Here is a 22,453-nt window from a genome sequence, read left to right as displayed (position 1 = left end):
TCGTCAAGAAGCTTCGACCCCGATGGCTGCACCGACGATATAGGTCACGCCGACCGCAATCAGCCCGAGCAGCAGCTGCCGCAGCGCGCCGCGCCACCAGATGCGACCCGACACCTTGGCGGCGAGGCCACCTGCCAGCAGCAGCCCAACGCAACCGGCCGCCAAGCCGGTGAGCAGAGAGCCCACGCCCAGCAGATACGGGATGATCGGCACAATCGCGCCCATCGAGAAGAAGAGGAACGAGAGCAGTGCCGCGGCGATCGGTGAAGGGCGTTCGTCTGGGTCGATGCCGAGCTCTTGCATGAGGTGAATATGCACGGTGCGCGTCGAGTTGCTGTGGATTTCGGCGGCCGCGGTGCGTGCCGTGGTTGTGGTCATGCCCATGGCCTCGAATTCGCGAGCCAGCTCGGCTTGCTCTCCGATGGGATTGCGCTGTTGTGCCTGCTGCTCCGTGGCGACCTCTTTGTCGAGCTGTTCGTTCTGGCTGCGCACAGAGGTGAATTCGCCGAGTGCCATCGAGAATGCGCCAGCCAGCAGGCCCGACACGCCGGTGAGCAGTACGACTCGAGAAGATGCGCCCGCTGCGCCGATACCGGTGACCAGACCGATGTTCGAGACCAGGCCATCCATTGCGCCGAAGACCGAAGCGCGCAGCCAGCCGCCGCTGACGTTCGAGTGCGTGTGATCGTACTCGTGCGGGTCGATTCGGGCGATGTCTTCGGGGTCTTGGGGAGCGCTCACTCGACCACGCTAGTGTGTGTCCGCGGGGCTTCGCATCTCTTCGTATAGCCGAAAAGCCCAGTGCGGAGCGGCGTATTGCAAGGACGCGCGAGCCCGTTGGCCGAGTATCGGCACGCCGTTCACGCAGGTCGCCACGCTGTGCACATACTTGTGCACCGTGCACAGAGCGCTAGTGTGGGAGTCATGAACGAAAGGATCCTGCAGTGACCGAACCGGTTACCGGCGTGCTCCCCAGCGTCTCTCTTGTCATTCCCGCCTACAACGAATCAGAGCGCATTCGAGCTTGCGTTGAGTCTGCGCTCAATCAGAGCGTTGCACTACACGAGATCATCGTCGTCAACAACAAGAGCACCGATGACACCGTTGCCATCGTGCATCAAATTCAGGCTGAGCACCCTGACGCACATCTGCGCCTGATCGAGCAGAATGCCCGGCAGGGCCTGATTCCCACGCGCGACGCCGGGTTCAATGCAGCTACTGGTGATGTGATTGGGCGCATCGACGCCGACTCTATGCTCACGCCTGACTGGACTCGCCACGTGGCCACTGCTTTCCGTGACCAGCACATCATGGCGTTGACCGGGCCAGTCATGTATTACGACATGCCATTTCGGCGCTTCGGTCTGCGCATCGACGACAAGCTGCGCAAGCTGCTGATGCGAGCCAATAAAGAGTATCGCTTCGTGTTTGGCAGCAATATGGCCTTGCGTGCTGAGGCTTGGCATGAGATTGCGGGCGAAGTCTGCCAAGACGAAAACGACCGCATGCACGAAGACATCGATTTGTCGATTCATCTTGCCGAGCATGACCTGTTTGTTGGGTACGCGCCTGACATGATCTGCGGCATCTCAGCTCGACGCATGGACACTGCCTTCAGCGATTACAACGACTACGTCAAGCGGTTCCGTCGCACCTACCGGGCACACAGCCTCAACCGTCGCCTCGACCGTATTCCGTCAACGGTGCTCTACCTGATCTATCCGTCGCTGCACGGGCTGCGACAGATCCGCAATCTCCGAGCCAAGCCCCAGCACTACGATCTGCCGCGTGTGCCGGTGATGCCTCGCCACTGAAGACATCAGGCGTCTACTGATTCTGCTGCGTACACACCCCACGGGGGTATCATGTGAGCATGATCGACGACATTAAAAAGCGGGCACTGCATCGTGTGCGCATCCTCGAGGGGCAGCTGCGCGGCATCGAGCGCCAGATCGAGCAAGAGGAGTACTGCGTCGACATCATCACGCAGTCGCTGGCGGTGCAGCGCTCGCTTGCGTCGCTCAATGGTCTGCTCGTTGAAAACCATCTGCGCACCCATGTGCCACATCAACTCGCCGCAGGCGGTGACGAGCGCGAGCGTGCCATCGAAGAGCTGGTGCACTTGTATGGCCTGAAAGGGCGCGCAGAATAGAACGAACGACACGCCGGTCTGGCTCGATTGGCCTTGTGCCCCGAGGTTGTGTAATACTTATCTGGTTGCTTTTCGGCCCCATCGTCTAGCGGCCTAGGACATCGCCCTCTCACGGCGGTAACGCGGGTTCAAATCCCGCTGGGGTCACAACACTGAAAACCCTCGGTTGTTTCGGGGGTTTTCGCATATCTGCCTGCACAGTTCCTTATGCCGCAGAAGGAGCCCTGATGCGCCGAAATGCGAGAGTCGGGGTCATCGCCTCAGTCTCGGCCTCGGTCATGTTCGGGCTCACGACACTTCTCACTGCTGCTCTGGCTCCGCTCACCGCCGAACAGGTCACTTCATGGCGCATCGTCTGCATCATCGTGCTGATGGCGGTGTTTTTTACCTTTACCCGGCGGTGGGATGACCTGGTTGCGTTACTGCGTCGCTTCAGGGCGCATCCCGTCGCTGGGCTGCTCGTGCTGCTGTTCTGCTCGGGCATAGTGACGTCCCAGCTGTGGGTGTTCATTTGGGGTGCCATGCATGGTCATGCCCTTGACGTCTCTCTGGGCTACTTTCTGATGCCGCTGATGATGGTGTTGGTGGGGCGAGTGATCTTTCACGACCAGATAAATATCTGGCAGCTCGGCGCAGTGGTCTGTGCCTTCGTCGCGGTCGGGCTGCAGGTGGTGTTCAGCGGAGGAATTTCGTGGGTGACGGCCATGATCGGCTTTGTCTACCCCGTCTATTTCGCCATGCGTCGAGCTTGGCGGCTCGATGATGTCACCATGTTCTGGCTTGAAATGATTGTGGCCTCACCTCTCGCCGTGTTCGTGCTGATCACTCCACAAGTCGGCGCTGTACTGTCGCAGGTCGGCAGCGGCGTCTGGTGGAGTCTGCTCGTTCTGGGTGTGCTGAGCGGGGTGGCGATGATGGCATACATCCTCGCCAGCACGCAGCTGTCGCTCACCGTGTTTGGACTGCTGAGCTATCTGGAGCCGATGCTGCTCTTCGTGGCCGCACTGCTTCTTGGTGAGCGCCCGACTCCGGCCGACATCGCTGTCTACGGTCTCATCGCCGTGGCATTGGTGTTGCTGGGCATTTCCGCGACTCGTCGATCGCTGCCGGGCGAGCCTGCCCACTGAGCATGACCAGTGTGAGATAGGCTCGCTGCCATGACTGAACTGACCAAACCAGAGATCGAATTCCCGACCGGTCCAGCTCCGGAGAGCCTCGAGATTGAAGACATCGTCATCGGTGACGGCGCCGAGGCGACCGCGAACTCCACCGTTGACGTGCACTACTTGGGCGTCGGCTTCGAGTCGGGCGAAGAGTTCGACTCATCTTGGAGCCGCGGCGAGTCGATCAACTTCCCGCTGAAGAACCTGATCAAGGGCTGGCAGGTGGGTATTCCCGGCATGAAGGTCGGCGGTCGACGCAAGCTGACCGTGCCGCCACATCTGGCCTACGGGCCAGCCGGCACCGGGCATCCTCTGAGCGGCCAGACCCTGATCTTCGTGATCGACCTGCTCGGTGTGAGCTGATTCGAGAAAACCTGCAGAAACGATGGGCTCGACTGTTAAGGTCGGGCCCATCGTCGTCTGGCGGCGCTCAGAGCTCGTCTGCGAGGCTCGAGTGCGGTTGCAGACGCAGTCGAGCCTTCGGCAGGTGCCAGCCGCGCCAGATCGCCAGCACACGGATCACGGCGATCACCGTCACCGCAATGATCGTGCCTGAGAGGTCGTCGCCCCCGAGCCGATGATGGCCCCAGTACACAACGGCACCCACGAACGAGGCAGCAGCATAGATTTCGCGCACCAGCAAAGTCGGCGGCGACTGGTTCACCAGCAGATCGCGAATGATCTCACCGGTGACACCGGTGAGCACTGCGAGCACCCACACCGCGGGGGCAGTGGCTTGCGCGGCGATGGCCGCCTTCGCCCCAATCACAGTGACGATCGCCAAACCGGCGATGTCGGTGAGTTCGAGCAGCCACCGCGGAATCACCAGGTAGCGAACGAGTATGAAGGCGATCACCGCGACCGTCAGCACCGTAGGCAGGATCACGCGATTGTGCATCCAGTAGACCGGGGTGTTGCCCAGCAGCGTCTCGCGCAGCGTGCCGCCCCCGACAGCGCACAGCAGCCCAACCAACAGCGCACCGAAGAAGTCGAGCTCGGCACGGGCTGCGGCGATCACGCCGCTCACCGCGAATGAGCTGATGCCCACGAGATAGACGATGTTGATGATCTCGTCAGCGGTCATTGAAGTCTCTCCTCAGAGTCTCTGGGGGAAGCGTGCACGGGGCAGGTCAACGGTCGGCGGCACTACGACGCAGCGAGTCTTCAAGCGCCACCCAGCTGAGCATGGCGCATTTGACGCGCATGACGTAGCGGCTGACGCCGCCTAGCGCAACGGCGTCACCGAAACGCTCCTCGTCGGGTTCGAGGCGACCGCGTGAATGCATCACCTCACGAAACTCAGCCACCCGTTCGAGGGCCTCGTCGACAGTCAGGCCTTGGGCCAGCTCAGTGAGCAGGGATGCACTGGCCATGGAAATCGAGCAACCGTCGCCTTCCCAGCCCACTCGCGCAATGCGCCCGGAGTCATCGAGCTCGACGCCAAGCGTGATCTCGTCGCCGCAGGTGGGATTCACCTGGTGCGAGTGCCCGTTCCATGTATGACCGGCATATTCACCACCGCCCTGACGCTCACGCGCCTGTTCGATGATGACGGTTTGATACAGCTGGTGGAGGGCGCTCATCGGCCCACCCCGAAGTATGCCCGCACGCCAGAGAGCGCATCGAGGAACTCATCGACTTCTTCAGCGGTCGTATACAGGTAGCTGCTCGCGCGGGTGGATGCTGTCACTCCGTAGCGGCGATGCAGTGGTTGGGCGCAGTGATGACCCACGCGCACCGCGATGCCACGGTCATCGAGCACCTGGCCGACATCGTGGGCGTGCACACCAGCCACATCGAATGACACCATGCCGGCTCGCGCAGTGCCCGGTGCCGGCCCCAACAGTCGAACGCCGGCGATGTCAGCAACGCCGGCCGCCAGCCTCTGGCCGAGCTCATGCTCCCAGGCGGCCACGCGATCCAGGCCGATATGCGAGAGGTAATCGACTGCCGCACCGAAGCCCACCACCTGAGCGACCGGCTGAGTGCCCGCCTCGAACTTGGTGGGGGCAGGCATGAACTCGGTGTGGTCGAGCGTTACCGTGGTGATCATCGAGCCGCCGGTAATGAATGGCGGCAGTGCGTCGAGCAGCTCGGCTCGGCCATAGAGCGCCCCGATGCCGGTGGGTGCCAGCATCTTGTGCCCGCTGAAGGCTGCGAAGTCGACATCGAGCGCATGCAGGTCAAGGGGGAGATGAGGTGCCGACTGGCAGGCATCGAGCACGGTGTACGCGCCGACGCCGCGGGCCAGAGCAACCAGCTCGTCGACCGGGTTGATCGTGCCCAGCACGTTTGACACGTGTGTGAAGGCCACTACACGGGTGCGTTCGCCGATGATCGCTTGTGCTGCCTCAAGATCGAGCGTGCCCTCATCGGTCAGCGGGATGTGCCGCAGCGTCGCGCCGGTGTGTGCGGCAACCTCTTGCCACGGCACGAGATTCGCGTGATGTTCCATCTCGGTGGTCACGATCTCATCGCCAGGTTGCAGAGCAAATTGGCGAGCGGCCTCGCCGCCTCGACCGGCGCTCGCGTTAATGAACCCGTACGCAACGGCGTTGATCGCTTCAGTAGCGTTTTTGGTCCAGGCGATCTCACTGTCATCGGCGCCCACGAAGGCGGCGACTTTCTGACGCGCCTGCTCAAACAGCTCGGTGGCGCCGGCAGCGAGTGTGTGGGCTCCGCGATGCACGGCGGCGTTGCGCATCTCGTTGTACTCCTGCACAGCGTCGAGCACACTGATGGGCTTCTGACTGGTGGCGCCTGAGTCGAGATAGACGAGCTCGTGGCCGTTGACCTGCTGCTCGAGAATGGGGAAGTCGTTGCGGATCTGCGCGATCTCCACGGCGGTCAGAACGGCTTGCTGCGTCATGTGCTTCCTTCGTCGGTGAACTCTCCCAAGGATAGGCGCCAACTGGCGAATTGGGACAGTCGACCCACGCAGGTGGAGGTGGGGGATGATGCCCGATATGTCATCTGTGTTACGAAAGATTTGTCTTGGGGTACACGCGTGTTCGACACTGGATCCTGCACTTGCATGCTGAACATGCACAACGAAAGGCGTTGCCCCCAATGAGAATCACCAGTAAGAAAATCCTTGGCCTGGCTGTGGCCGTACCACTTGTCGGTGCACTGCTCGGCGGCTGCACGACCGCGACAGACTCGGCGAAGGGCAGCGAAGGCAACCCCGTGAAGATCGGTGTCGTCGGCGAGTCTGACGCGCAGTGGATCGCCTTTGAAGATGCGGCCAAGGCCGAAGGCATCTACGTCGACATCGTCGGCTTCACCGATTACACGCAGCCGAACCCGGCGCTGGCCGAGGGCGAACTCGATCTGAACGAGTTTCAACACGTCATCTACCTGGCGAAGTACAACGAGAGCGCCAACGGTGACTTGACCCCGATCGGCTCGACGGCCATTTACCCGCTGGGCCTGTACTCGAAGAAGCACTCGAGCGTCGACGATATTCCAGAGGGCTCGACCATCCTCGTGCCCAACGATGACACCAACCGTGCGCGTGCGCTCGGCGTGCTGCAGAGCGCTGGGCTGATCACGCTGACTGATGGCGGCACGCCCACTTCTACGCTCGATGACATCGACGAAGGCGCCTCGAAGGTGAAGGTCACCGAGGTCTCGGCTGATCAGACGGCCAACGGTCTCGATGACGTCGCTGGTTCTGTGATCAACAACGACTATGTCAAGAATGCGTTCCCTGACGGCGGCGACCCCATCGCCAAAGACGACCCGAGCGCTGCCACGGCTCAGCCCTACATCAACATCTTCGTCTCGCGCGCCGAAGACAAAGACAACGAGACCTATCTGAAGCTCGTCAAGATCTTCCAAGACAACGCTGAGGTGCAGCAGGGGCTGCAGGAGTCCTCAGGCAATACCGCGATTCCAGTTGTGGAGTCGGCCAGCGATCTGCAAGATCTGCTGAAGACCACGACCGAGGCGCTCAAAGCCTCGGCTTGATCTGAAGACAACGCGGTACCATGCACGAAGGGCTCGGTGGGGAGCAGGCCTCCCAGCCGGGCCCTTCGCTGTGGTGCCGACCACCGAAGGCGCACACGATGACGAACGGACGAACATGGCGCTGATCACACTTGACGGAGTCACGAAGACCTACCCTGTACCTGGTCGCGGCCAGCGGGGAAGAACCGTCGTGGCTGTCGACGATGCTTCACTTGAGATCGCCGAAGGTAGCGTGACGGCCATCATCGGGTACTCTGGCGCGGGCAAGAGCACGCTGGTGCGACTGGTCAATGCGCTTGAGCCGGCGACCAGTGGTCGCATCGTGGTCGACGGTCGAGAGATCACTGCACTGCGAGAGCGGCAACTGCGTGCCGCTCGTCGTGACATCGGCATGATTTTTCAGCAGTTCAATCTGCTCGAGTCAAAAACCGTGTTCAAAAATGTGGAGTTTCCCCTGCGCATAGCCGGTGTGCCGAAGGCTGAACGAGTGCGGCGGGTCACCGAGCTGCTGGAGTTCGTCGGCCTCTCCGATCGGGCAAAGAACTACCCCGAGCAGCTCTCGGGCGGCCAGAAGCAGCGGGTCGGCATTGCACGGGCTCTGGCGACCTCGCCACGCATACTGCTCGCCGACGAGGCAACCAGCGCACTTGACCCTGAGACGACCGAAGAAGTGCTTGCCGTGTTGCGGCGAGTCAATCGCGACCTCGGGGTCACCATCCTCATCATCACCCACGAGATGGACGTGGTGCGTGCGCTCGCCGATCACGTGGTCGTGATGGAGAACGGTGTCATCGTCGAGCAGGGACCGGTCTACGAGACCTTCTCGAACCCGCAGTCCGAGGTCACCAAGCGGTTCTTGCACACGCTGGTGCGGCAAGTACCCGGCGATGGCGAGTTCGATGAGCTGCGCTCGCGGCACCCCGGCCGTCTGCTGAGCGCACGCGTGCTCGAAACCAACGATGTGCAATCTCGTATCGAGCAGGCGGTCGCACGCAGACCCGATGCGATCATCGAGCTGGTCTATGGCGGTGTCTCAACGGTTCGGGGCAGAGGTTTCGGCTACCTGCTCTATGAAGTCACTGGCCCAGACCAAGCGGTCGATCAGGTGTTCGCCGAATTGGTGGGCGACGACATTGACGAGGTGCGCTGATGCAGGACGTCGATTGGAGCCGGGTGGTTCCACAGCTGATTGAGGCAACTGGCGAGACCTTTTACATGGTCACCATCGCGCTGGCGCTCGGTGGGGTGTTCGGGTTCATCCTCGGTATGGCGCTGTATCTGACCAGACGAGGCAATCTGCTGCAGAATCGCGTCGTCTTCGAGATCATCAATGTGGTGGTGAACTTCTTCCGACCTATTCCGTTCGTGATCTTCATCGCGGCAGTGCAGCCGCTGGCTCGTGCGGTGGTCGGCATCGGCATCGGCATCAAAGCGGCGACCTTCGCGATGGTCATCGCAGCCTCGTTTGGTATCGCACGACTGGTCGAACAGAACCTGCTGTCAGTCAACCCCGGCGTGATCGAGGCAGCACGAGCCATGGGCGCGAGTCTGCCGCGCATCATCTGGTCAGTGTTGATTCCCGAGGCCTTGGGGTCACTGATTCTCGGCTACACCTTCGCCTTTGTGGCGATCATAGACATGTCGGCAATTGCCGGCGTGCTCGGTGCGGGCGGGCTCGGCGACTACGCCATTCAGTATGGCTACCGCCAGTTCAACTGGGTGATTACCTGGACGACAGTGTTGGTCATCGTGGTGATCGTGCAGGTGGTGCAGGGGCTCGGCAACGGCCTCTCACGGCGTCGGCTGCGGCGCTGAGAGAGGCCCGCAGCCGCTAGCGCAGCGCGTCGATCAGCTGCTGCTTGGTGAGTCGTGAGTAGCCGGTGAGGCCGGCCGCCTTGGCACGAGCACGCAGAGCAGGCACCGTCAGCGCGCTGAGGTCGTCGCCGGCCGGTTGTTGGGCGGCAGGCTTTGCAGCCTTCTTCGGCTCGGATGCGGTGGCTGGCTTGGCCGCAGCCTTCGGCTTGGTCTCAGATTTGGTCGTCGACTGGGCCTTCTTCGCCTTGCCTGCAGCAGCCGGCGCCTTCGGCGTCTTGACTGGCGGGGTCGTCACGGTGTTGCGCTCTGCCAGTCGCTCTTGGGCGCGCTGTGCCAGCTTCTCGAGCGTGGTTTGCAGGCGACGAGCGTGCTTGCGTGCATCTTTATCGGCTTTTGCAGCGAGCTTCTTGGCCTCGGCGATGGCCTTTTCGGCCTTCTCCAATGCTGCAGCAGCTGCTTTCTCCGCTTTGTTCTGCTTGCCCATCTGTGCTCTCCCTCTCGAGATGTGTCGGTCTGTGCTGATGCTAGCAAGCCGAAGTGAACGAAAGTGCCTGAAAGCCACAGCTTCGCATGCGTGTCGCTTAGACTGGGGCGCATGGCTGCACCGACCGAGATCCCAGAACGTCTCCACGACCTTCGTGAAAGCATCGACAATTTCGACGCTGCGCTCGTGCATATCCTGGCCGAGCGGTTCAAGTGCACCAAAGAAGTGGGCATCCTTAAAGCTGATCTCGGGCTGCCGGCCACCGACCCGAATCGAGAACGCGACCAGATCGCCAGGCTCAAGGCTCTGGCAGTCGAGTCGAACCTCGACCCTGAATTCGCCGAGAAGTTCTTGAACTTCATCATCGCCGAGGTCATTCACCATCATGTCGAGGCCTCGGCCCAGCGCAACCGATGACGGCGTGCTGAGCGTGCGGCGATGAACGACCTCTCGTCGTTGGCGATCATTCTCTCGGGGGCGGTGATCGCTTTCGATCTCGTGCTCCGTGTGGTTGCCCTGCTCGTGATTCCACGTAACCGCACCCCAGCGTCGGGTACCGCCTGGCTGTTGACAGCCACCATCATTCCGATCTTCGGCTTTCTGCTCTTTCTGCTGATTGGTTCGAACCATCTGCCGCGGCAGCGTCGACGCAAGGAGCGCGCGGCAGCTCTGCGCATCCGAGGCAAGGCTCCCACCCAGCACATCGAGATCGGGCTGCATGATGCTCCCGCCTGGTTCGGCGAGGTGGTCGACCTGAATCAGGGTATGGCCGGGCTGCCGCTGGTCGGAGGCAACGACGTGCATATCGAGCAAGATACCGAGCAAGCATTGGCACAGATGGTCGAGGCCATCGATGCAGCCCGTGATCGGGTTCACGTGGAGTTCTACATCCTCGCCTACGACGAGTCGACCGCAGAGTTCTTCGCCGCGCTGCAGCGAGCGGCTGCTCGCGGCGTGACGGTGCGGGTGCTCATCGACTTCTGGGCGTCGCGGCGGGTGCCGGGCTTTGCCAAGACCCGGCGCGTGCTCGACTCGCTGGGTGTGCATTGGGCCTACATGCTGCCGTTGGAGCCACTGAAGGGGCGCTTCCAAAGGCCTGACCTGCGAAACCACCGCAAGATCCTCACGATCGACGGCGAGGTCGGGTTCACCGGGTCGCTCAATGTCATTCACCCCAGCTACCACAAGCGCCGTGCGCTGCGCCGAGGGATGCGCTGGATCGATATCTGGACACGGTTCGACGGCCCGGTGGTCGCCGAGCTTGACGCGGTGTTCGCCACCGATTGGTTCATCGAGTGCGACGAAGAGGTGTTGGGGGAGTCACTGCCCGAACGTTTCGCCCGCGATCGCCACGAGCTGCGCGGGCCGACGCTCAGCCAAGTGGTGCCCAGTGGGCCGGGGTATTCGCGTGAAACGAACATGCAGATGTTCCTCTCTCTGCTGTACCAGGCCGAACACCACGTGCAGATTGTCAGCCCCTACTTTGTGCCGAACGAGGCGATGCTCTACGCGCTGGCCAATGCGACATCCCGCAATGTCATCGTCGACCTGTACGTCTCAGAGTGGGGCGACCAGATGCTCGTCTACCACGCGCAGTGCTCGTATTATGAGCAGTTGCTGAGCATGGGCGTGCGCATTTGGCGGTACCATCCGCCTGATCTGCTGCACACCAAATATGTGGTGGTCGACGGCACGGTCAGTGCGCTGGGGTCGAGCAATATGGACATGCGATCGTTCATGCTGAACATGGAGGTCACTGTGCTGCTCTACGGTGAGCCGATTGCACAGCGGCTCGAGGCCATCGCGGCCGACTATCGGCGCTGCAGCACACAGCTGACACTTGACGAGTGGAGTCAGCGGCGGTGGTACCAAACCATGGTCGACAACGTCTGTCGACTGACTTCGGCCCTGCAATAGCGCGGTGTGTCGGGGGCTGTTGGTCAGACCACAGCGCGCGTACGGGTGTAGCATCGTTTCGTTCAGTATCATGCCCGGCGCGCTGACCACGCCCCGCATGCCACCTTCAATGAAGAAGTGCGAGTTATCCGAAGATGAGTGATCTTCCTGAGTCAACCCCCGTCCCTCAAACCGCTGACACCCCCAACGCGCCGAAGAAGTCGAAGACGAAGTGGCTCTATGTGGCCGTGATCGTCGCAGCGGTGCTCGGCATCGTCTTCGGTCTGGTCGATCCAGATATCGCCAAGCTGATGAAGCCCTTGGCCACCGGATTCGTCGCATTGATCAAGATGATGATCGTGCCGATCATTTTCTGCACGATCGTGATCGGTGTCGGCTCGATTGCCAAAGCCGCGACGGTCGGTCGCATCGGCGGGTTGGCGCTCGGCTACTTCATCGTGATGTCGCTGGTGGCCCTGATCATCGGCCTCGTCGTGGGCAACATCATCAAGCCTGGCACTGGCCTTGACGTGCAGGCGCTGATTGACAGCGGATCGAGCAGCACGTCCACGTCAACCAGTGAGAGTGGGTCGATCACCGACTTCATCTTGGGTATCATCCCGTCCAGCCTCTTCGAGCCCTTCACTTCTGGCGAGGTGCTGCCTGGCCTGTTCGTGGCCTTGCTCACCGGTTTTGCGCTGCAGGGGCTCGGCGAGACGGGCAAGCCGATTCTTCGGGCGGTGGAGTACTTGCAGAAACTCGTGTTCCGCATCTTGACCATGGTCATGTGGGTGGCCCCCATCGGTGCCTTCGGCGGTTTGGCTGCATTGATCGGTGCGACCGGCTGGTCTGGTCTGGGCAGTCTGGTCTCGGTGATGGTGGGCTTCTACATCACCTGTGCGTTGTTCGTGTTCGTGGTGCTCGGTCTCGTGCTCTACGCGGTGACGCGCATCAACGTGTTCTCATTCCTGAAGTACTTGGGCAAAGAGTTCCTGCTGATTCTGGCCACCAGCTCGTCGGAGAGCGCCCTGCCGCGTCTGATCGGCAAGATGGAGCACATCGGTGTGAGCAAGCCCGTCGTTGGCATCACTGTGCCCACCGGATACTCGTTCAACCTCGATGGCACGGCCATCTATCTGACGATGTCAGCGCTGTTCATCGCTGATGCGATGGGCAAGCCGATGTCGATCTCAGAGCAGATCGGTCTGCTGCTGTTCATGATGATCGCGTCAAAGGGCGCCGCGGGTGTCTCGGGCGCGGGCCTGGCAACGCTGGCCGGTGGTCTGCAGGCGGCTCGTCCCGACCTCGTGGAGGGAACCAGCATTGTGGTCGGCATCGACCGCTTCATGTCTGAGGCGCGTGCGTTGACCAACTTCGCCGGCAACGCGATTGCCACCTTGGTGATCGGCACCTGGACAAAACAGATCGACCGCGAGCAGGTCAATCGTGTGCTCAGCGGACAAGACCCCTTCGACGAGGCCAACTTCGAGGGCGGGCACTGACCCTACCGCGTGGGCGGTGCGCCCGAGCCCGTTTGGTGTTGGCGGTCGTGCCGGCTACCGCGTGGGCGGTGCGACTCGCCGTGGCTCGGGCGGGCGGCACGCCCGAGCCCGTTTGGTGTTGGCGGTCGTGCCGGCTACCGCGTGGGCGGTGCGACCCGCCGTGGCTCGGGCGGGCGGCACGCCCGAGCCCGATAAACTCAGAACAGCTGCCGCCAGTTTGTGCGGGTCAGGTCGAGCAGTTCGTCGCCGCGGCCCGAGAGCACGGTGCGAATGGCGTAGAGGGCGAACCCCTTGACCTGTTCGGCCTTGACCGTCGGGGGCATGCTGAGCTCCTGACGAGCGGTGATGACCTCGACCAGTGCTGGTCCGTCGTGATCGAGGGCGGCCTTTACCGCGGCTCGCAGTTGTGATGGGCGTTCAACGCGCTGCCCGAAGATACCAGCGCCTTCGGCGAGGGCTGCCAGGTTCGGGTTTTCGAGGTCGGTGCCGAAGTTGACGAATCCAGCGGCTTTCATCTCGAGTTCGACGAAGTTCAGCGACGAGTTGTTGAAGACGATGATTTTCACGGGCAGCTTCGACTGCGTCAGCGTGAGCAGGTCGCCCAGCAGCATGCTCAGGCCGCCGTCACCAGAGAACGTGATGATCTGGCGATCGGGGAAGGCCACCTGTGCGCCGATGGCCTGTGGCACGGCGTTCGCCATGCTGCCGTGAGTGAAGGAGCCGATCAGACGTCGCCGCCCATTCATGGTGAGGTATCGTGCCGCCCAAACCACCGGTGAGCCGACGTCAGGGATGAACACCGCATCGTCGGAGGCAAGCTCGTCAACCACCTTTGCGACGTATTGCGGATGCACGGGGGTGCGGTCGCCGTCTTCGGTGGCGAGGTCGTCGAGTTTGCGTCGGGTTTTGCGGTAGTGCTCGAGGGCGTCGTCGAGATGAGCGCGCTTGGATTTGCGGTTGAGCATGGGCAGCAGCGCACGGATGGTGTCGCCCACGTCGCCCACCAGACCGAGGTCGAGCGGCGTGCGACGGCCCAAATGCTCACCACGAATATCGACCTGGATGATTTTCGCATCCTTCGGATAGAACTGCTGGTACGGAAAGTCGGTGCCGAGCATGAGCAGTACGTCGGCTGCCTCGATGGCACGATACCCCGAGGCGAAGCCGAGCAGGCCGGTCATACCAACATCGAACGGGTTGTCGTACTCAATGAACTCTTTGCCACGCAGCGCGTGAACGGTCGGCGCAGCAAGCGTATCGGCCAGCTCGACGAGCTCGTCATGGGCGCCCTGCACGCCAGCTCCGCCGAGAATGGTCACCTTCTCAGCGCCGTTGAGCAGCTCCGCGGCGCGGCGCAGCTCGGCCGCTGAAGGAGTGATCACCGGCTGGGCTCGAGTGATCTGCGTGATGCGCTCATCGACAGCGTCAGACAGTGCGACATCACCGGAGATCACCAGCACGGCAACACCCTGCTTCTCAACCGCCTGCCTGATCGCGATTTCGAGCAGGCGGGGCATCTGATCGGGGCTCGAGACGAGTTCGGTGTAGACGCTGGCCTCTCGGAACAGGTCTTGTGGATGGGTCTCTTGAAAGTAGCCAGAGCCGATCTCTTGGCTCGGGATGTGGGCGGCGATGGAGAGCACGGGCACTCGGGAGCGCTGAGCGTCGAACAGGCCGTTGATCAGATGCAGGTTACCGGGGCCGCAGCTGCCGGCGCAGACGGCCAGCTCTCCGGTGAGTGCCGCTTCGGCACTGGCAGCGAATGCGGCCGACTCCTCGTGACGCACCTGCTGCCAGGCAATGTCGCCGTCGCGCCGGAGCGCGTCGGTGAAGCCGTTCAGTGAGTCTCCGGCGACACCGAAGACGCGTTTGACGCCGTTGGCCTTGAGCGTGCTCACAATGGTTTGGGCGATGGTAGACATATTGCCTCCTGTATCAGGTGACGCATTCTGCGTCTCCGTGCTCGGGGGAGAGGACGGCTCCTTCGGCGGACTCACCCGCTTGGGCGGCAAGTATACGTGGATTGGCCAGTCGGGCGTGTCTGCTGGCGCGTGTTAGTCTGGTGCTCAGCGAAGGGGAGTATCCCATCCTTCCTCGAAGTCGTCAGTACGCTGGGCTCTTGCTCAGCCGGCTCGAGGGCGCAGCCTGATCGGGCTCATGCGCGGGAGAGACTTTCGTCCGACCCACGAGAGGACCTTCGCATGCAGCCATTGCCTGTCGCCTTTGAAATCGGCGCCACCATCATCATGCTGATCATTTTGATCGCCGATCTGCTGCTGGTCGTTAAACGCCCGCATGTGCCGTCGATGCGCGAGTCGAGCTTGTGGGTGGGGTTCTACGTGCTGCTTGCACTCATCTTCGCCGGCACGCTGTTTGTGATCGGTGACGCTCAGCACGGCAGTGAGTTTCTGACCGGTTGGCTCACGGAGTATTCGCTGAGCATCGACAACCTCTTCGTGTTCGTGATCATCATGGCTCGGTTCCAGGTGCCGAAGAAGTACCAACAAGAGGTGCTCATGGTGGGCATCGTGGTGGCTCTCGTGCTGCGCGGCATCTTCATTCTCTTGGGTGCGCAGATCATCGAGCGCTGGAGCGCGGTGTTTTACCTGTTCGGCGCCTATCTCGTTTACACCGCGATCAAGCAGGCCTTTGGCAAAGAAGACGACTCTGAAGGCCAGAACGACAACCTGATGATTCGGCTGCTGCGCCGGCGGGTGCACCTGACTGACGAGTTCGACGGGTCGAAGCTGCGCACTACCATTGACGGGCAGCGCTACTGGACACCGATGTTGATCGTCTTCCTCGCCATCGGCACGACCGATCTGCTGTTCGCGTTCGACTCCATTCCGGCCATCTTCGGCATCACGCAGAACGCCTTCTTGGTCTTTGCCACCAACGTGTTCGCACTGATGGGGCTGCGTCAGCTGTACTTCCTGCTCGGCGGCCTGCTCGAGAAGTTGGAATATCTGAAGTACGGCATCGCCTTCATCTTGGGCTTCATTGGTGTGAAGCTGGTGTTTCACGCCATGCATGTCAACGAGCTGCCCTTCATCAACGGCGGCCAGAACATCGAGTGGGCTCCGGAGATCAGCACGGTCACCTCGCTGATCGTGATCCTGGCCTCCATGGGCGTGGCGACGGTGGCGAGCCTGCTGAAAGTGCGAGCCGATGACAAGGCCGACCCGGAGCACCGCTCCCGCCCCGGTGCCCGAGAGATCTGATAAAATCGCACGCATGCAGTTCGTGCGACTCCTTCTTTCGAGCCGCGGCGAGTCTGAGCTCTGAACAGACCTCCTCGTCGCGGAGCGTCGTCGTGGTCTGTTGTGAAGAAGAGAGCATACGGAGATCTCATGTCAGCACGCACGCCAGACGAGGCGAGCCGAACCAGCAGCACATCCACACCCAGCAACCAAATTGAGCGACCGCGCACACTCGCCGAGAAGATCTGGGATGCCCACGTCGTCAAAAAAGGTGAGAACGGTGCCCCCGATCTGGTCTACATCGACTTGCACCTGCTGCATGAGGTGACCAGTCCGCAGGCCTTCGACGGTCTGCGCCAGGCTGGCCGTCCGGTGCGCCGCCCTGATCAGACCATCGCCACCGAAGACCACAACACTCCCACGATCGCCATCGATCGGCCCATCGCCGATCCGGTGAGTCGGCTGCAGATCGACACGCTGCGGGCCAATGCCAAAGAGTTTGGTATTCGACTGCATTCGCTGGGCGACGCACAGCAGGGCATCGTGCACGTGGTCGGCCCACAGCTGGGGCTGACGATGCCGGGCATCACCGTCGTCTGCGGTGATTCGCACACTTCGACCCACGGCGCATTCGGCGCGATCGGCCTGGGCATCGGCACCAGTGAGGTTGAGCATGTGCTGGCCACGCAGACTCTGCCACTGAAACCGTTCAAGACCATGGCGATCAATGTTGAGGGCACGCTGCGCCCCGGGGTCACCGCCAAAGACATCATCCTTGCCGTCATCGCTGAGATCGGCACTGGCGGCGGGCAGGGGCATATCCTCGAGTATCGCGGGTCGGCCATTCGTGCGCTCTCAATGGAGGGGCGAATGACCATCTGCAACATGTCGATTGAGGCCGGTGCTCGTGCCGGTCTGGTCGCCCCAGACCAGACCACCTTTGACTACGTGAAGGGTCGTGCACATGCTCCCCAGGGCGAGGCCTGGCAGGAGGCGCTCGAGTACTGGAAGACGCTGCCCACCGACGAGGGAGCGGTGTTCGACCGCGAAGTGTTCATCGATGCCGATGCATTGGAGCCCTTCGTCACTTGGGGCACAACACCCGCGCAGGGGGCGCCGCTCAGCGCACGTGTGCCCGATCCCGAGCAGTTCGTCGAAGAGAACGAGCAGGCCGAGGCACGTCGAGCACTCGAATACATGGATCTCGCTCCGGGCACGCCGCTGCGTGACATCCACGTCGACACCGTGTTCATCGGCTCGTGCACCAACGGGCGCATCGAAGATCTCCGCACCGCCGCATCCATTCTGGCCGGTCGCCGCAAAGCCGAAGACGTGCGTGTCATGATCGTGCCGGGTTCTGCCAAGGTGAGATTGCAGGCCGAGGCCGAGGGGCTCGATCGTGTGTTCACCGAGTTCGGCGCCGAGTGGCGGTTCGCCGGCTGTTCGATGTGCTTGGGCATGAACCCTGACCAGCTGCATCCCGGCGAACGCTGCGCATCCACGTCGAATCGCAACTTCGAGGGCCGGCAGGGCAAAGGCGGGCGCACCCACCTCGTGTCGCCCGCTGTCGCCGCAGCGACCGCCGTTCGCGGTACGCTGTCATCGCCGTCTGATCTGGGCATCAGCGCCGACGAACTGGCACACGCCAGCGCCTTCACCGCCACGACCGCAGGAGGTCACTGAGACATGGAGAAGTTCACCACGCTGACCGCGGTGGCTGCGCCGCTGAAGCGCTCCAACGTCGACACTGACCAGATTCTGCCGGCCGTCTATCTCAAACGCGTGACCAAAACCGGCTACGAAGACGCGCTGTTTCACCGCTGGATGCAAGATCCCGAGTTCGTACTCAACGACCCGCATTTTGCTGATGCGCGCATCCTGGTCGCAGGTAATGACTTCGGCACCGGGTCGTCGCGTGAGCACGCGGTGTGGGCGCTTCACGACTTCGGCTTTCGGGTGGTGCTCTCGCCGCGCTTCGGTGATATCTTCCGTGGCAACGCGGGCAAACAGGGGCTGCTCGCCGCAGTGGTGGCCGAGCCTGACATCGAGCGCATCTGGCAGCTGATCGACGAACAGCCCGGGCGCGAGATCACTGTCGATCTGGTCAGCCGAACCGTGACCGTCGGCGATGAGCACTTCGATTTCGAGATCGACGACTACGTGCGCTGGCGGCTGCTCGAAGGGCTTGACGATATCGCGCTGACCCTGCGCGACGAAGCGGCCATCGACGAGTTCGAGCAGCATCGTGCAGCTTGGCGTCCGAAGACTCTGCCGGTGCGCCAGTGAGCGCCCGCACCCGTGAACTGCGGCGATCGAGGCGCCGCGAGTATCCGTTCATCGCGTATGTCGTGGCGCTGCTGATCGTGCCGCTGACCAAAATTCTGGCCCGGTGTGAGTTTCGCGGCCTTGACCGGCTGCCCAAGGGGCCATACATCCTGGTGTCGAACCACATCACCAAGCTCGACCCCATCTTTCTGATTCGCTTTGTCTGGGCCACTGGGCGCATGCCGCACTTCATGGCGAAGGCGTCGCTGTTCACCATCCCGGTCGTCGGCTGGGTGCTGCGCACCTCCGGTCAGATTCCGGTCGACCGGGGCGGCCGAGGAGGGGCAGCGGTGGGCGATGCGCGGCACTGGCTCGATGAGGGCCAATGCGTGCAGATCTACCCAGAGGGCACCCTCACTCGCGACGACGAGCTGTGGCCCATGAAAGGCAAGTCGGGTGCCGTGCGCCTGGCTGCCGAGGCTGGGGTACCGATCGTGCCGATCGCGCACTGGGGCGCACAAGAGATTCTGCCCCGTTATGGCAAGGGGCTCAGCATCTTCCCGCGACGGCATTTCACGGTGCAGGTGGGCGAGCCCATCGCTGCCGAACGCTTCACGGGGCTGCACGATGCTGCTGACATCCAGACCGCCACCAACGAGGTGATGTCGGCCATCACGACTCAGCTCGAGACGCTGCGCGGCCCGAAGCCCGAGACCTCCACCGACGCGACACAGGGGGCTCAGTGACGCGCACAGTCGTGGTCGGTGCCGGAAACTGGGGCACTACGTTCGCAAAAGTGCTGGCTGATGCCGGCAATGACGTCACGCTGCTTGCCCGGCGTGCCGAGGTGGCCCAGCAGATCAACGGGACGCACGTCAATGCACAGTATCTGCCCGACATCGAGCTGCCCGCGCGACTGACTGCCAGCACCGATGAGGCGCAGCTGGCGGGGGCCTCACACGTGTTTCTCTCTGTGCCGTCACAGCATCTGCGCGCGACGGTGGCCAGACTTGCCCGGTACCTGCAACCAGAAACCGTGCTGGTCAGCCTGATCAAAGGGCTTGAGCGGGGCAGTATGCTGCGCATGAGTCAAGTGATCATCAGTGAGATTGATTGGGATGCGGATGCGCTCGCGGTGCTCTCTGGCCCAAACATCGCTCATGAGATTGCGCTGGAGCAGCCCGCGGCGGCGGCGGTCGCCTCCAGCGACCCAGTCGTGGCCGAACAGGTCGCCCAGCTGGTGACCAACCGATACTTCTCAGGGTTCGCCAATAACGACGTGGTGGGTACCGAGTACGGTGGCGTGCTCAAAAACCTGATCGCGGTGGCCGTCGGCATCGTGACTGGAGCAGGTTACGGCGAGAACACCAAAGCTTCGATCATCACCCGCGGTCTTGATGAGATTTCACGATTCGCGGTGGCACTCGGTGGTCAGCCCGAGACCCTCATGGGTCTGGCCGGCTTGGGCGATCTGATCGCCACCTGTGAGTCACCACTGTCGCGTAACCACACCGCCGGTCGGCTGCTCGGCGAAGGGCACCCACTGACCGAGGTCGTCGAGCGTATGGAGCAGACCGCTGAAGGTCTCAGCTCAGTTCGACCGGTGCTCGACCTGGCTTTTGAGCACGGGGTCGACATGCCCATCGTGACCCAAGTGTCAAACGTTCTTGACGGGAGCCTGCGCCCGGCCGATCTGACCCCGCATATCACCCCGCGCAATGATGAGGTCGCACCCGGCGCACCTCGCTACCGATGAGGAGTACTCAGATGTCGAAGCAAGTCGTGGCTGTGGTCTTCGGCGGTCGCTCAAGCGAACACGCCATCAGTGTTGCGACAGCCGGGGGAGTGCTGGCCGCCATCGACCGCGACCGCTATGAGGTGGTGCCGATCGGTATTACGGCGAACGGTCGATTCGTGGCCCAGCCAGACGATGCTGCACAGTTCACACTGAGCGACGGCCGGCTGCCCGAGCTCGCCGACAGCGACACTGAGGTCATCTGGCCGAGCGAGGTTGGTGACCGCACCCTCCGGGCGACGAATGGCGACGGCGCGCTGCGCGATCTCGCGGTCATCGACGTCGTGCTGCCGCTGCTGCACGGCCCATACGGCGAAGACGGTACAGTGCAGGGGCTGTTCGAACTGGCTGACATTCCTTATGTGGGCTCCGGCGTGCTGGCCTCGGCAGTGGGCACCGACAAGCAGTACACCAAGATCGTGCTGCAAGCCGCGGGGCTTGAGGTGGGCCGCTATCAGACAGTCACCCTTGAGCAGTGGCGCAGCGCGCCAGACGAGGTGCGCGAGCGCATCGCCGCACTCGGGCATCCAGTGTTTGTGAAACCCGCCCGCGCGGGATCGAGCGTGGGGGTATCGAAAGTGACCGACGCCGCCGAGCTCGCGCAGGCGTTCGACGTGGCCTTTGCCGAAGACGACAAAGCGCTGGTCGAGGCAGGCCTCGTCGGTCGCGAGATTGAGCTGGCCGTGCTCGGCTCACGAGACGGCTCGGGCACCCGCGTGTCGCAGGTCGCCGGCGAGATCGTGGTCGACGGTGATGGCTTCTATGATTTCGACGCCAAGTACCTCCCCGACAGCCCGGCACACACCGTGTGCCCGGCGCAGGTTACCGACACCGAGCTGGTTGAGCTGCGGCGAGTGGCCAAAGCGGCCTTCGAAGCGCTCGACTGCCGTGGGCTGGCTCGGGTCGACGTGTTTCTGACCGCCGACGGGGTGGTGGTCAACGAGGTGAATACCATTCCGGGTTTCACGCCGATCTCGATGTTTCCCATGCTGTGGGAGGCTTCGGGGGTGGGCTACCGCGACCTGATCACCGACCTGCTCGAGCAAGCGACCGCCGCGCGCGGCTGAACCGTCGCACGCCGTCACCGCGAAGCGTCACTGGCAGCGCTTGTCGGCGGGGATTCGTGCGACGATGTTGGCCAGCTCTGCCAACGCGGCGTTGCCCGAGGCCGACTCAGAGTTGATGAGCACCTCAGTGGCAGGCGTGCGGCCGTAGGTGGTGAAGCGATAGGTCGGGGCGTCAGTGTCGTCGACCAGCCAGTCGATGTCGCCGACGGTCACGCAGGTGCTGTCAGACACCTCGGGCACCCGCACACCGCAGCGCAGCACCACAGCAGCAGGGTCACCCCATGCCCCGGTGGCCTGGGCATTGGTCTTGCGCTTGGGCAGCTCTGAGAGCGTTTCGGGCAGGCGCACGGTGATCTCTGCGCAGGCGGGGTCGTCGGCGTCGGGAGCAGCGGTCATCGACACGGTGCCCGAGCAGCCCGAGAGCAGCGGAGCCGTGAGCCCGACCAGCAGGGCGGTCAGTGCCGCTGATCGAAGTCGACGGGTGCGGAGGGCGTGAACCGGGCGATCGCAGACCGCAGCAGACGACTCATCGGGGTACGACAGACTCATGCCTCAAGCCTACCTTCAGCGAACCACAGCATCGTCTCGCCGTAGCGGCGTGCGGCCACTTCGCGGTAGCCATCGGGCCAGGCAAACGTGCCACTGCGCATCGAGCGCTCGATCACCACGTCGGCTGCTGTGGCCAGGGCGGGCAGCAGGTCGACGAGCACCTGTGTCAGTGCGGCGTTGTCGAGATCATATGGCGGGTCGATGAACACCAGGTCGAAGTGGTCGCGCGGTGCTTGGGCAAGCCAGGTCTCGACCCGTTGAGGCACGACGTCAATGTGGACGGTGCGGTGAGGCATGGCGCGGGCGACCTCCCGGGCATTGCGTGCGGCGATGGATGCGGCGGTGCGGCCCTTCTCGACCGCCACCAGCTGCTCGGCACCGCGCGAGATCGCCTCGAGCCCGAGAGCGGCGGAACCTGCGAACAGGTCGAGTACACGCAGATCGGTGAAGTCGAGTCGGGCGTCGAGGCGTGAGAACAACGCCTCTCTGGTGCGCCCGGTGGTTGGTCGAGTGCGCGAGTCAGGTGTGTGCAGCGTGAGGCCTCCGGCGTCGCCGGCGATCAGTCGGGTCATGCCTCCAGTCTCGCACTGTGCGCA

24 protein-coding genes and 1 tRNA gene are annotated in these 22,453 nt (G+C 62.7%); 17 read left to right on the top strand and 8 right to left on the bottom strand.

Going from position 1 to position 22,453, the window contains the following annotated elements; all coding sequences use genetic code 11:
• Positions 1 to 3: 3 nt before the first annotated feature.
• Positions 4 to 741, bottom strand: a complete 738-nt coding sequence (locus tag G557_RS0104380) for a VIT1/CCC1 transporter family protein (protein ID WP_051224525.1) — start codon at positions 739 to 741, stop codon at positions 4 to 6.
• 203 nt (positions 742 to 944) lie between these two features.
• Here G557_RS0104380 and G557_RS11700 point away from each other — a divergent pair, with 203 nt between their 5' ends.
• The 5 genes from G557_RS11700 (at position 945) to G557_RS0104355 (ending at position 3,678) form a co-directional block, all read left to right on the top strand.
• On the top strand, positions 945 to 1,814 hold the full coding sequence (locus tag G557_RS11700) for a glycosyltransferase family 2 protein (RefSeq protein ID WP_156877071.1): 870 nt from the start codon (positions 945 to 947) through the stop codon (positions 1,812 to 1,814).
• Positions 1,815 to 1,873: 59 nt separating this feature from the next.
• Positions 1,874 to 2,152 carry a metal-sensitive transcriptional regulator gene (locus tag G557_RS0104370; protein WP_028245088.1) on the top strand — a complete coding sequence of 93 codons (279 nt, stop codon included), beginning with the start codon at positions 1,874 to 1,876 and terminating at the stop codon, positions 2,150 to 2,152.
• Positions 2,153 to 2,226: 74 nt separating this feature from the next.
• Positions 2,227 to 2,299, top strand: a tRNA-Glu gene (locus G557_RS0104365).
• Positions 2,300 to 2,379: 80 nt separating this feature from the next.
• On the top strand, positions 2,380 to 3,279 hold the full coding sequence (gene rarD, locus G557_RS11695; protein ID WP_051224522.1) for an EamA family transporter RarD: 900 nt from the start codon (positions 2,380 to 2,382) through the stop codon (positions 3,277 to 3,279).
• A gap of 30 nt (positions 3,280 to 3,309) precedes the next feature.
• Entirely contained in the window at positions 3,310 to 3,678 is a 369-nt protein-coding gene (locus G557_RS0104355) for an FKBP-type peptidyl-prolyl cis-trans isomerase (RefSeq protein WP_036961126.1), read from the top strand.
• A 67-nt stretch (positions 3,679 to 3,745) separates the two neighbouring features.
• Here the strand turns inward: G557_RS0104355 and G557_RS0104350 are convergent, their stop codons facing one another.
• Genes G557_RS0104350 through G557_RS0104340 form a run of 3 tightly spaced genes read right to left on the bottom strand, consistent with a single transcriptional unit; the run spans position 3,746 to position 6,184 of the window.
• Positions 3,746 to 4,399, bottom strand: coding sequence for a TRIC cation channel family protein (locus G557_RS0104350; RefSeq protein WP_036961123.1), 654 nt, complete (start codon positions 4,397 to 4,399; stop codon positions 3,746 to 3,748).
• Positions 4,400 to 4,445: 46 nt separating this feature from the next.
• A complete protein-coding gene (sufU, locus tag G557_RS0104345; RefSeq protein WP_028245085.1) occupies positions 4,446 to 4,898 on the bottom strand; it encodes a Fe-S cluster assembly sulfur transfer protein SufU in 453 nt (150 codons plus the stop codon).
• The gene (locus G557_RS0104340; protein ID WP_028245084.1) at positions 4,895 to 6,184 is read right to left on the bottom strand and encodes an aminotransferase class V-fold PLP-dependent enzyme; all 1,290 of its coding nucleotides are present in this window, start codon (positions 6,182 to 6,184) and stop codon (positions 4,895 to 4,897) included. The genes sufU and G557_RS0104340 overlap by 4 nt, the downstream gene beginning before the upstream one ends.
• Positions 6,185 to 6,384: 200 nt before the next feature.
• On the opposite strand from G557_RS0104340, the gene G557_RS0104335 reads away from it, so the two are divergent.
• From G557_RS0104335 to G557_RS0104325, 3 genes are all read left to right on the top strand, one after another.
• Positions 6,385 to 7,284: a MetQ/NlpA family ABC transporter substrate-binding protein gene (locus tag G557_RS0104335; protein ID WP_028245083.1), complete on the top strand. Its 900-nt coding sequence runs from the start codon at positions 6,385 to 6,387 to the stop codon at positions 7,282 to 7,284.
• A gap of 115 nt (positions 7,285 to 7,399) precedes the next feature.
• The gene (locus G557_RS0104330) at positions 7,400 to 8,434 is read left to right on the top strand and encodes a methionine ABC transporter ATP-binding protein (protein WP_028245082.1); all 1,035 of its coding nucleotides are present in this window, start codon (positions 7,400 to 7,402) and stop codon (positions 8,432 to 8,434) included.
• Entirely contained in the window at positions 8,434 to 9,099 is a 666-nt protein-coding gene (locus G557_RS0104325; protein WP_036961120.1) for a methionine ABC transporter permease, read from the top strand. The genes G557_RS0104330 and G557_RS0104325 overlap by 1 nt, the downstream gene beginning before the upstream one ends.
• Before the next feature lie 16 nt (positions 9,100 to 9,115).
• On the opposite strand, the gene G557_RS13290 is transcribed toward G557_RS0104325, so the two are convergent.
• Positions 9,116 to 9,583 (bottom strand): Rho termination factor N-terminal domain-containing protein, encoded by a 468-nt coding sequence (locus G557_RS13290; protein WP_051224519.1) that lies wholly within the window; start codon positions 9,581 to 9,583, stop codon positions 9,116 to 9,118.
• A 111-nt stretch (positions 9,584 to 9,694) separates the two neighbouring features.
• Between G557_RS13290 and G557_RS0104315 the strand changes: the two genes are divergently transcribed.
• The 3 genes from G557_RS0104315 to G557_RS11685 all read left to right on the top strand — a co-directional run bounded on the left by G557_RS0104315 (position 9,695) and on the right by G557_RS11685 (position 12,981).
• Positions 9,695 to 10,000 carry a chorismate mutase gene (locus G557_RS0104315; protein WP_028245080.1) on the top strand — a complete coding sequence of 102 codons (306 nt, stop codon included), beginning with the start codon at positions 9,695 to 9,697 and terminating at the stop codon, positions 9,998 to 10,000.
• A gap of 21 nt (positions 10,001 to 10,021) precedes the next feature.
• Entirely contained in the window at positions 10,022 to 11,500 is a 1,479-nt protein-coding gene (gene cls / locus G557_RS0104310) for a cardiolipin synthase (RefSeq protein WP_028245079.1), read from the top strand.
• A gap of 134 nt (positions 11,501 to 11,634) precedes the next feature.
• Entirely contained in the window at positions 11,635 to 12,981 is a 1,347-nt protein-coding gene (locus tag G557_RS11685) for a cation:dicarboxylate symporter family transporter (protein ID WP_084626997.1), read from the top strand.
• A gap of 197 nt (positions 12,982 to 13,178) precedes the next feature.
• Here the strand turns inward: G557_RS11685 and poxB are convergent, their stop codons facing one another.
• Positions 13,179 to 14,903, bottom strand: coding sequence for a ubiquinone-dependent pyruvate dehydrogenase (poxB, locus tag G557_RS0104300; RefSeq protein ID WP_028245078.1), 1,725 nt, complete (start codon positions 14,901 to 14,903; stop codon positions 13,179 to 13,181).
• Positions 14,904 to 15,182: 279 nt separating this feature from the next.
• On the opposite strand from poxB, the gene G557_RS0104295 reads away from it, so the two are divergent.
• The 6 genes from G557_RS0104295 to G557_RS0104270 all read left to right on the top strand — a co-directional run bounded on the left by G557_RS0104295 (position 15,183) and on the right by G557_RS0104270 (position 21,308).
• Complete coding sequence (locus tag G557_RS0104295; RefSeq protein WP_051224515.1) at positions 15,183 to 16,202, top strand: TerC/Alx family metal homeostasis membrane protein; 1,020 nt, start codon at positions 15,183 to 15,185, stop codon at positions 16,200 to 16,202.
• A 129-nt stretch (positions 16,203 to 16,331) separates the two neighbouring features.
• On the top strand, positions 16,332 to 17,864 hold the full coding sequence (gene leuC, locus G557_RS0104290) for a 3-isopropylmalate dehydratase large subunit (protein WP_084626996.1): 1,533 nt from the start codon (positions 16,332 to 16,334) through the stop codon (positions 17,862 to 17,864).
• A 3-nt stretch (positions 17,865 to 17,867) separates the two neighbouring features.
• Positions 17,868 to 18,467, top strand: coding sequence for a 3-isopropylmalate dehydratase small subunit (gene leuD / locus G557_RS0104285; RefSeq protein ID WP_028245075.1), 600 nt, complete (start codon positions 17,868 to 17,870; stop codon positions 18,465 to 18,467).
• Positions 18,434 to 19,192, top strand: coding sequence for a lysophospholipid acyltransferase family protein (locus G557_RS0104280; protein WP_245542765.1), 759 nt, complete (start codon positions 18,434 to 18,436; stop codon positions 19,190 to 19,192). The genes leuD and G557_RS0104280 overlap by 34 nt, the downstream gene beginning before the upstream one ends.
• Positions 19,189 to 20,202 (top strand): NAD(P)H-dependent glycerol-3-phosphate dehydrogenase, encoded by a 1,014-nt coding sequence (locus tag G557_RS11680; RefSeq protein WP_051224509.1) that lies wholly within the window; start codon positions 19,189 to 19,191, stop codon positions 20,200 to 20,202. Before G557_RS0104280 ends, G557_RS11680 begins: the two co-directional genes overlap by 4 nt.
• A gap of 11 nt (positions 20,203 to 20,213) precedes the next feature.
• Complete coding sequence (locus tag G557_RS0104270) at positions 20,214 to 21,308, top strand: D-alanine--D-alanine ligase family protein (protein WP_028245073.1); 1,095 nt, start codon at positions 20,214 to 20,216, stop codon at positions 21,306 to 21,308.
• A 27-nt stretch (positions 21,309 to 21,335) separates the two neighbouring features.
• Here the strand turns inward: G557_RS0104270 and G557_RS0104265 are convergent, their stop codons facing one another.
• Positions 21,336 to 21,857 (bottom strand): DUF3515 domain-containing protein, encoded by a 522-nt coding sequence (locus tag G557_RS0104265; protein ID WP_084626995.1) that lies wholly within the window; start codon positions 21,855 to 21,857, stop codon positions 21,336 to 21,338.
• Positions 21,854 to 22,429 carry an RsmD family RNA methyltransferase gene (locus G557_RS0104260; RefSeq protein WP_028245071.1) on the bottom strand — a complete coding sequence of 192 codons (576 nt, stop codon included), beginning with the start codon at positions 22,427 to 22,429 and terminating at the stop codon, positions 21,854 to 21,856. Before G557_RS0104260 ends, G557_RS0104265 begins: the two co-directional genes overlap by 4 nt.
• Positions 22,430 to 22,453: the final 24 nt, after the last annotated feature.

The organism is Pseudoclavibacter soli DSM 23366 (assembly GCF_000423505.1).
Taxonomy (GTDB): domain Bacteria; phylum Actinomycetota; class Actinomycetes; order Actinomycetales; family Microbacteriaceae; genus Pseudoclavibacter_A; species Pseudoclavibacter_A soli.
This window is presented reverse-complemented; position numbering and strand designations above follow the sequence as displayed.

Bases quoted from the DNA above. Each gene is read 5' to 3' on its own strand.
- G557_RS0104370 (WP_028245088.1), top strand. From the start codon at position 1,874: ATGATCGACGACATTAAAAAGCGGGCACTGCATCGTGTGCGCATCCTC.
- rarD (WP_051224522.1), top strand. From the start codon at position 2,380: ATGCGCCGAAATGCGAGAGTCGGGGTCATCGCCTCAGTCTCGGCCTCG.
- G557_RS0104355 (WP_036961126.1), top strand. From the start codon at position 3,310: ATGACTGAACTGACCAAACCAGAGATCGAATTCCCGACCGGTCCAGCT.
- G557_RS0104350 (WP_036961123.1), bottom strand. From the start codon at position 4,399: ATGACCGCTGACGAGATCATCAACATCGTCTATCTCGTGGGCATCAGC.
- sufU (WP_028245085.1), bottom strand. From the start codon at position 4,898: ATGAGCGCCCTCCACCAGCTGTATCAAACCGTCATCATCGAACAGGCG.
- G557_RS0104340 (WP_028245084.1), bottom strand. From the start codon at position 6,184: ATGACGCAGCAAGCCGTTCTGACCGCCGTGGAGATCGCGCAGATCCGC.
- G557_RS0104335 (WP_028245083.1), top strand. From the start codon at position 6,385: ATGAGAATCACCAGTAAGAAAATCCTTGGCCTGGCTGTGGCCGTACCA.
- G557_RS0104330 (WP_028245082.1), top strand. From the start codon at position 7,400: ATGGCGCTGATCACACTTGACGGAGTCACGAAGACCTACCCTGTACCT.
- G557_RS0104325 (WP_036961120.1), top strand. From the start codon at position 8,434: ATGCAGGACGTCGATTGGAGCCGGGTGGTTCCACAGCTGATTGAGGCA.
- G557_RS13290 (WP_051224519.1), bottom strand. From the start codon at position 9,583: ATGGGCAAGCAGAACAAAGCGGAGAAAGCAGCTGCTGCAGCATTGGAG.
- G557_RS0104315 (WP_028245080.1), top strand. From the start codon at position 9,695: ATGGCTGCACCGACCGAGATCCCAGAACGTCTCCACGACCTTCGTGAA.
- cls (WP_028245079.1), top strand. From the start codon at position 10,022: ATGAACGACCTCTCGTCGTTGGCGATCATTCTCTCGGGGGCGGTGATC.
- G557_RS11685 (WP_084626997.1), top strand. From the start codon at position 11,635: ATGAGTGATCTTCCTGAGTCAACCCCCGTCCCTCAAACCGCTGACACC.
- poxB (WP_028245078.1), bottom strand. From the start codon at position 14,903: ATGTCTACCATCGCCCAAACCATTGTGAGCACGCTCAAGGCCAACGGC.
- G557_RS0104295 (WP_051224515.1), top strand. From the start codon at position 15,183: ATGCAGCCATTGCCTGTCGCCTTTGAAATCGGCGCCACCATCATCATG.
- leuC (WP_084626996.1), top strand. From the start codon at position 16,332: ATGTCAGCACGCACGCCAGACGAGGCGAGCCGAACCAGCAGCACATCC.
- leuD (WP_028245075.1), top strand. From the start codon at position 17,868: ATGGAGAAGTTCACCACGCTGACCGCGGTGGCTGCGCCGCTGAAGCGC.
- G557_RS0104270 (WP_028245073.1), top strand. From the start codon at position 20,214: ATGTCGAAGCAAGTCGTGGCTGTGGTCTTCGGCGGTCGCTCAAGCGAA.
- G557_RS0104265 (WP_084626995.1), bottom strand. From the start codon at position 21,857: ATGAGTCTGTCGTACCCCGATGAGTCGTCTGCTGCGGTCTGCGATCGC.
- G557_RS0104260 (WP_028245071.1), bottom strand. From the start codon at position 22,429: ATGACCCGACTGATCGCCGGCGACGCCGGAGGCCTCACGCTGCACACA.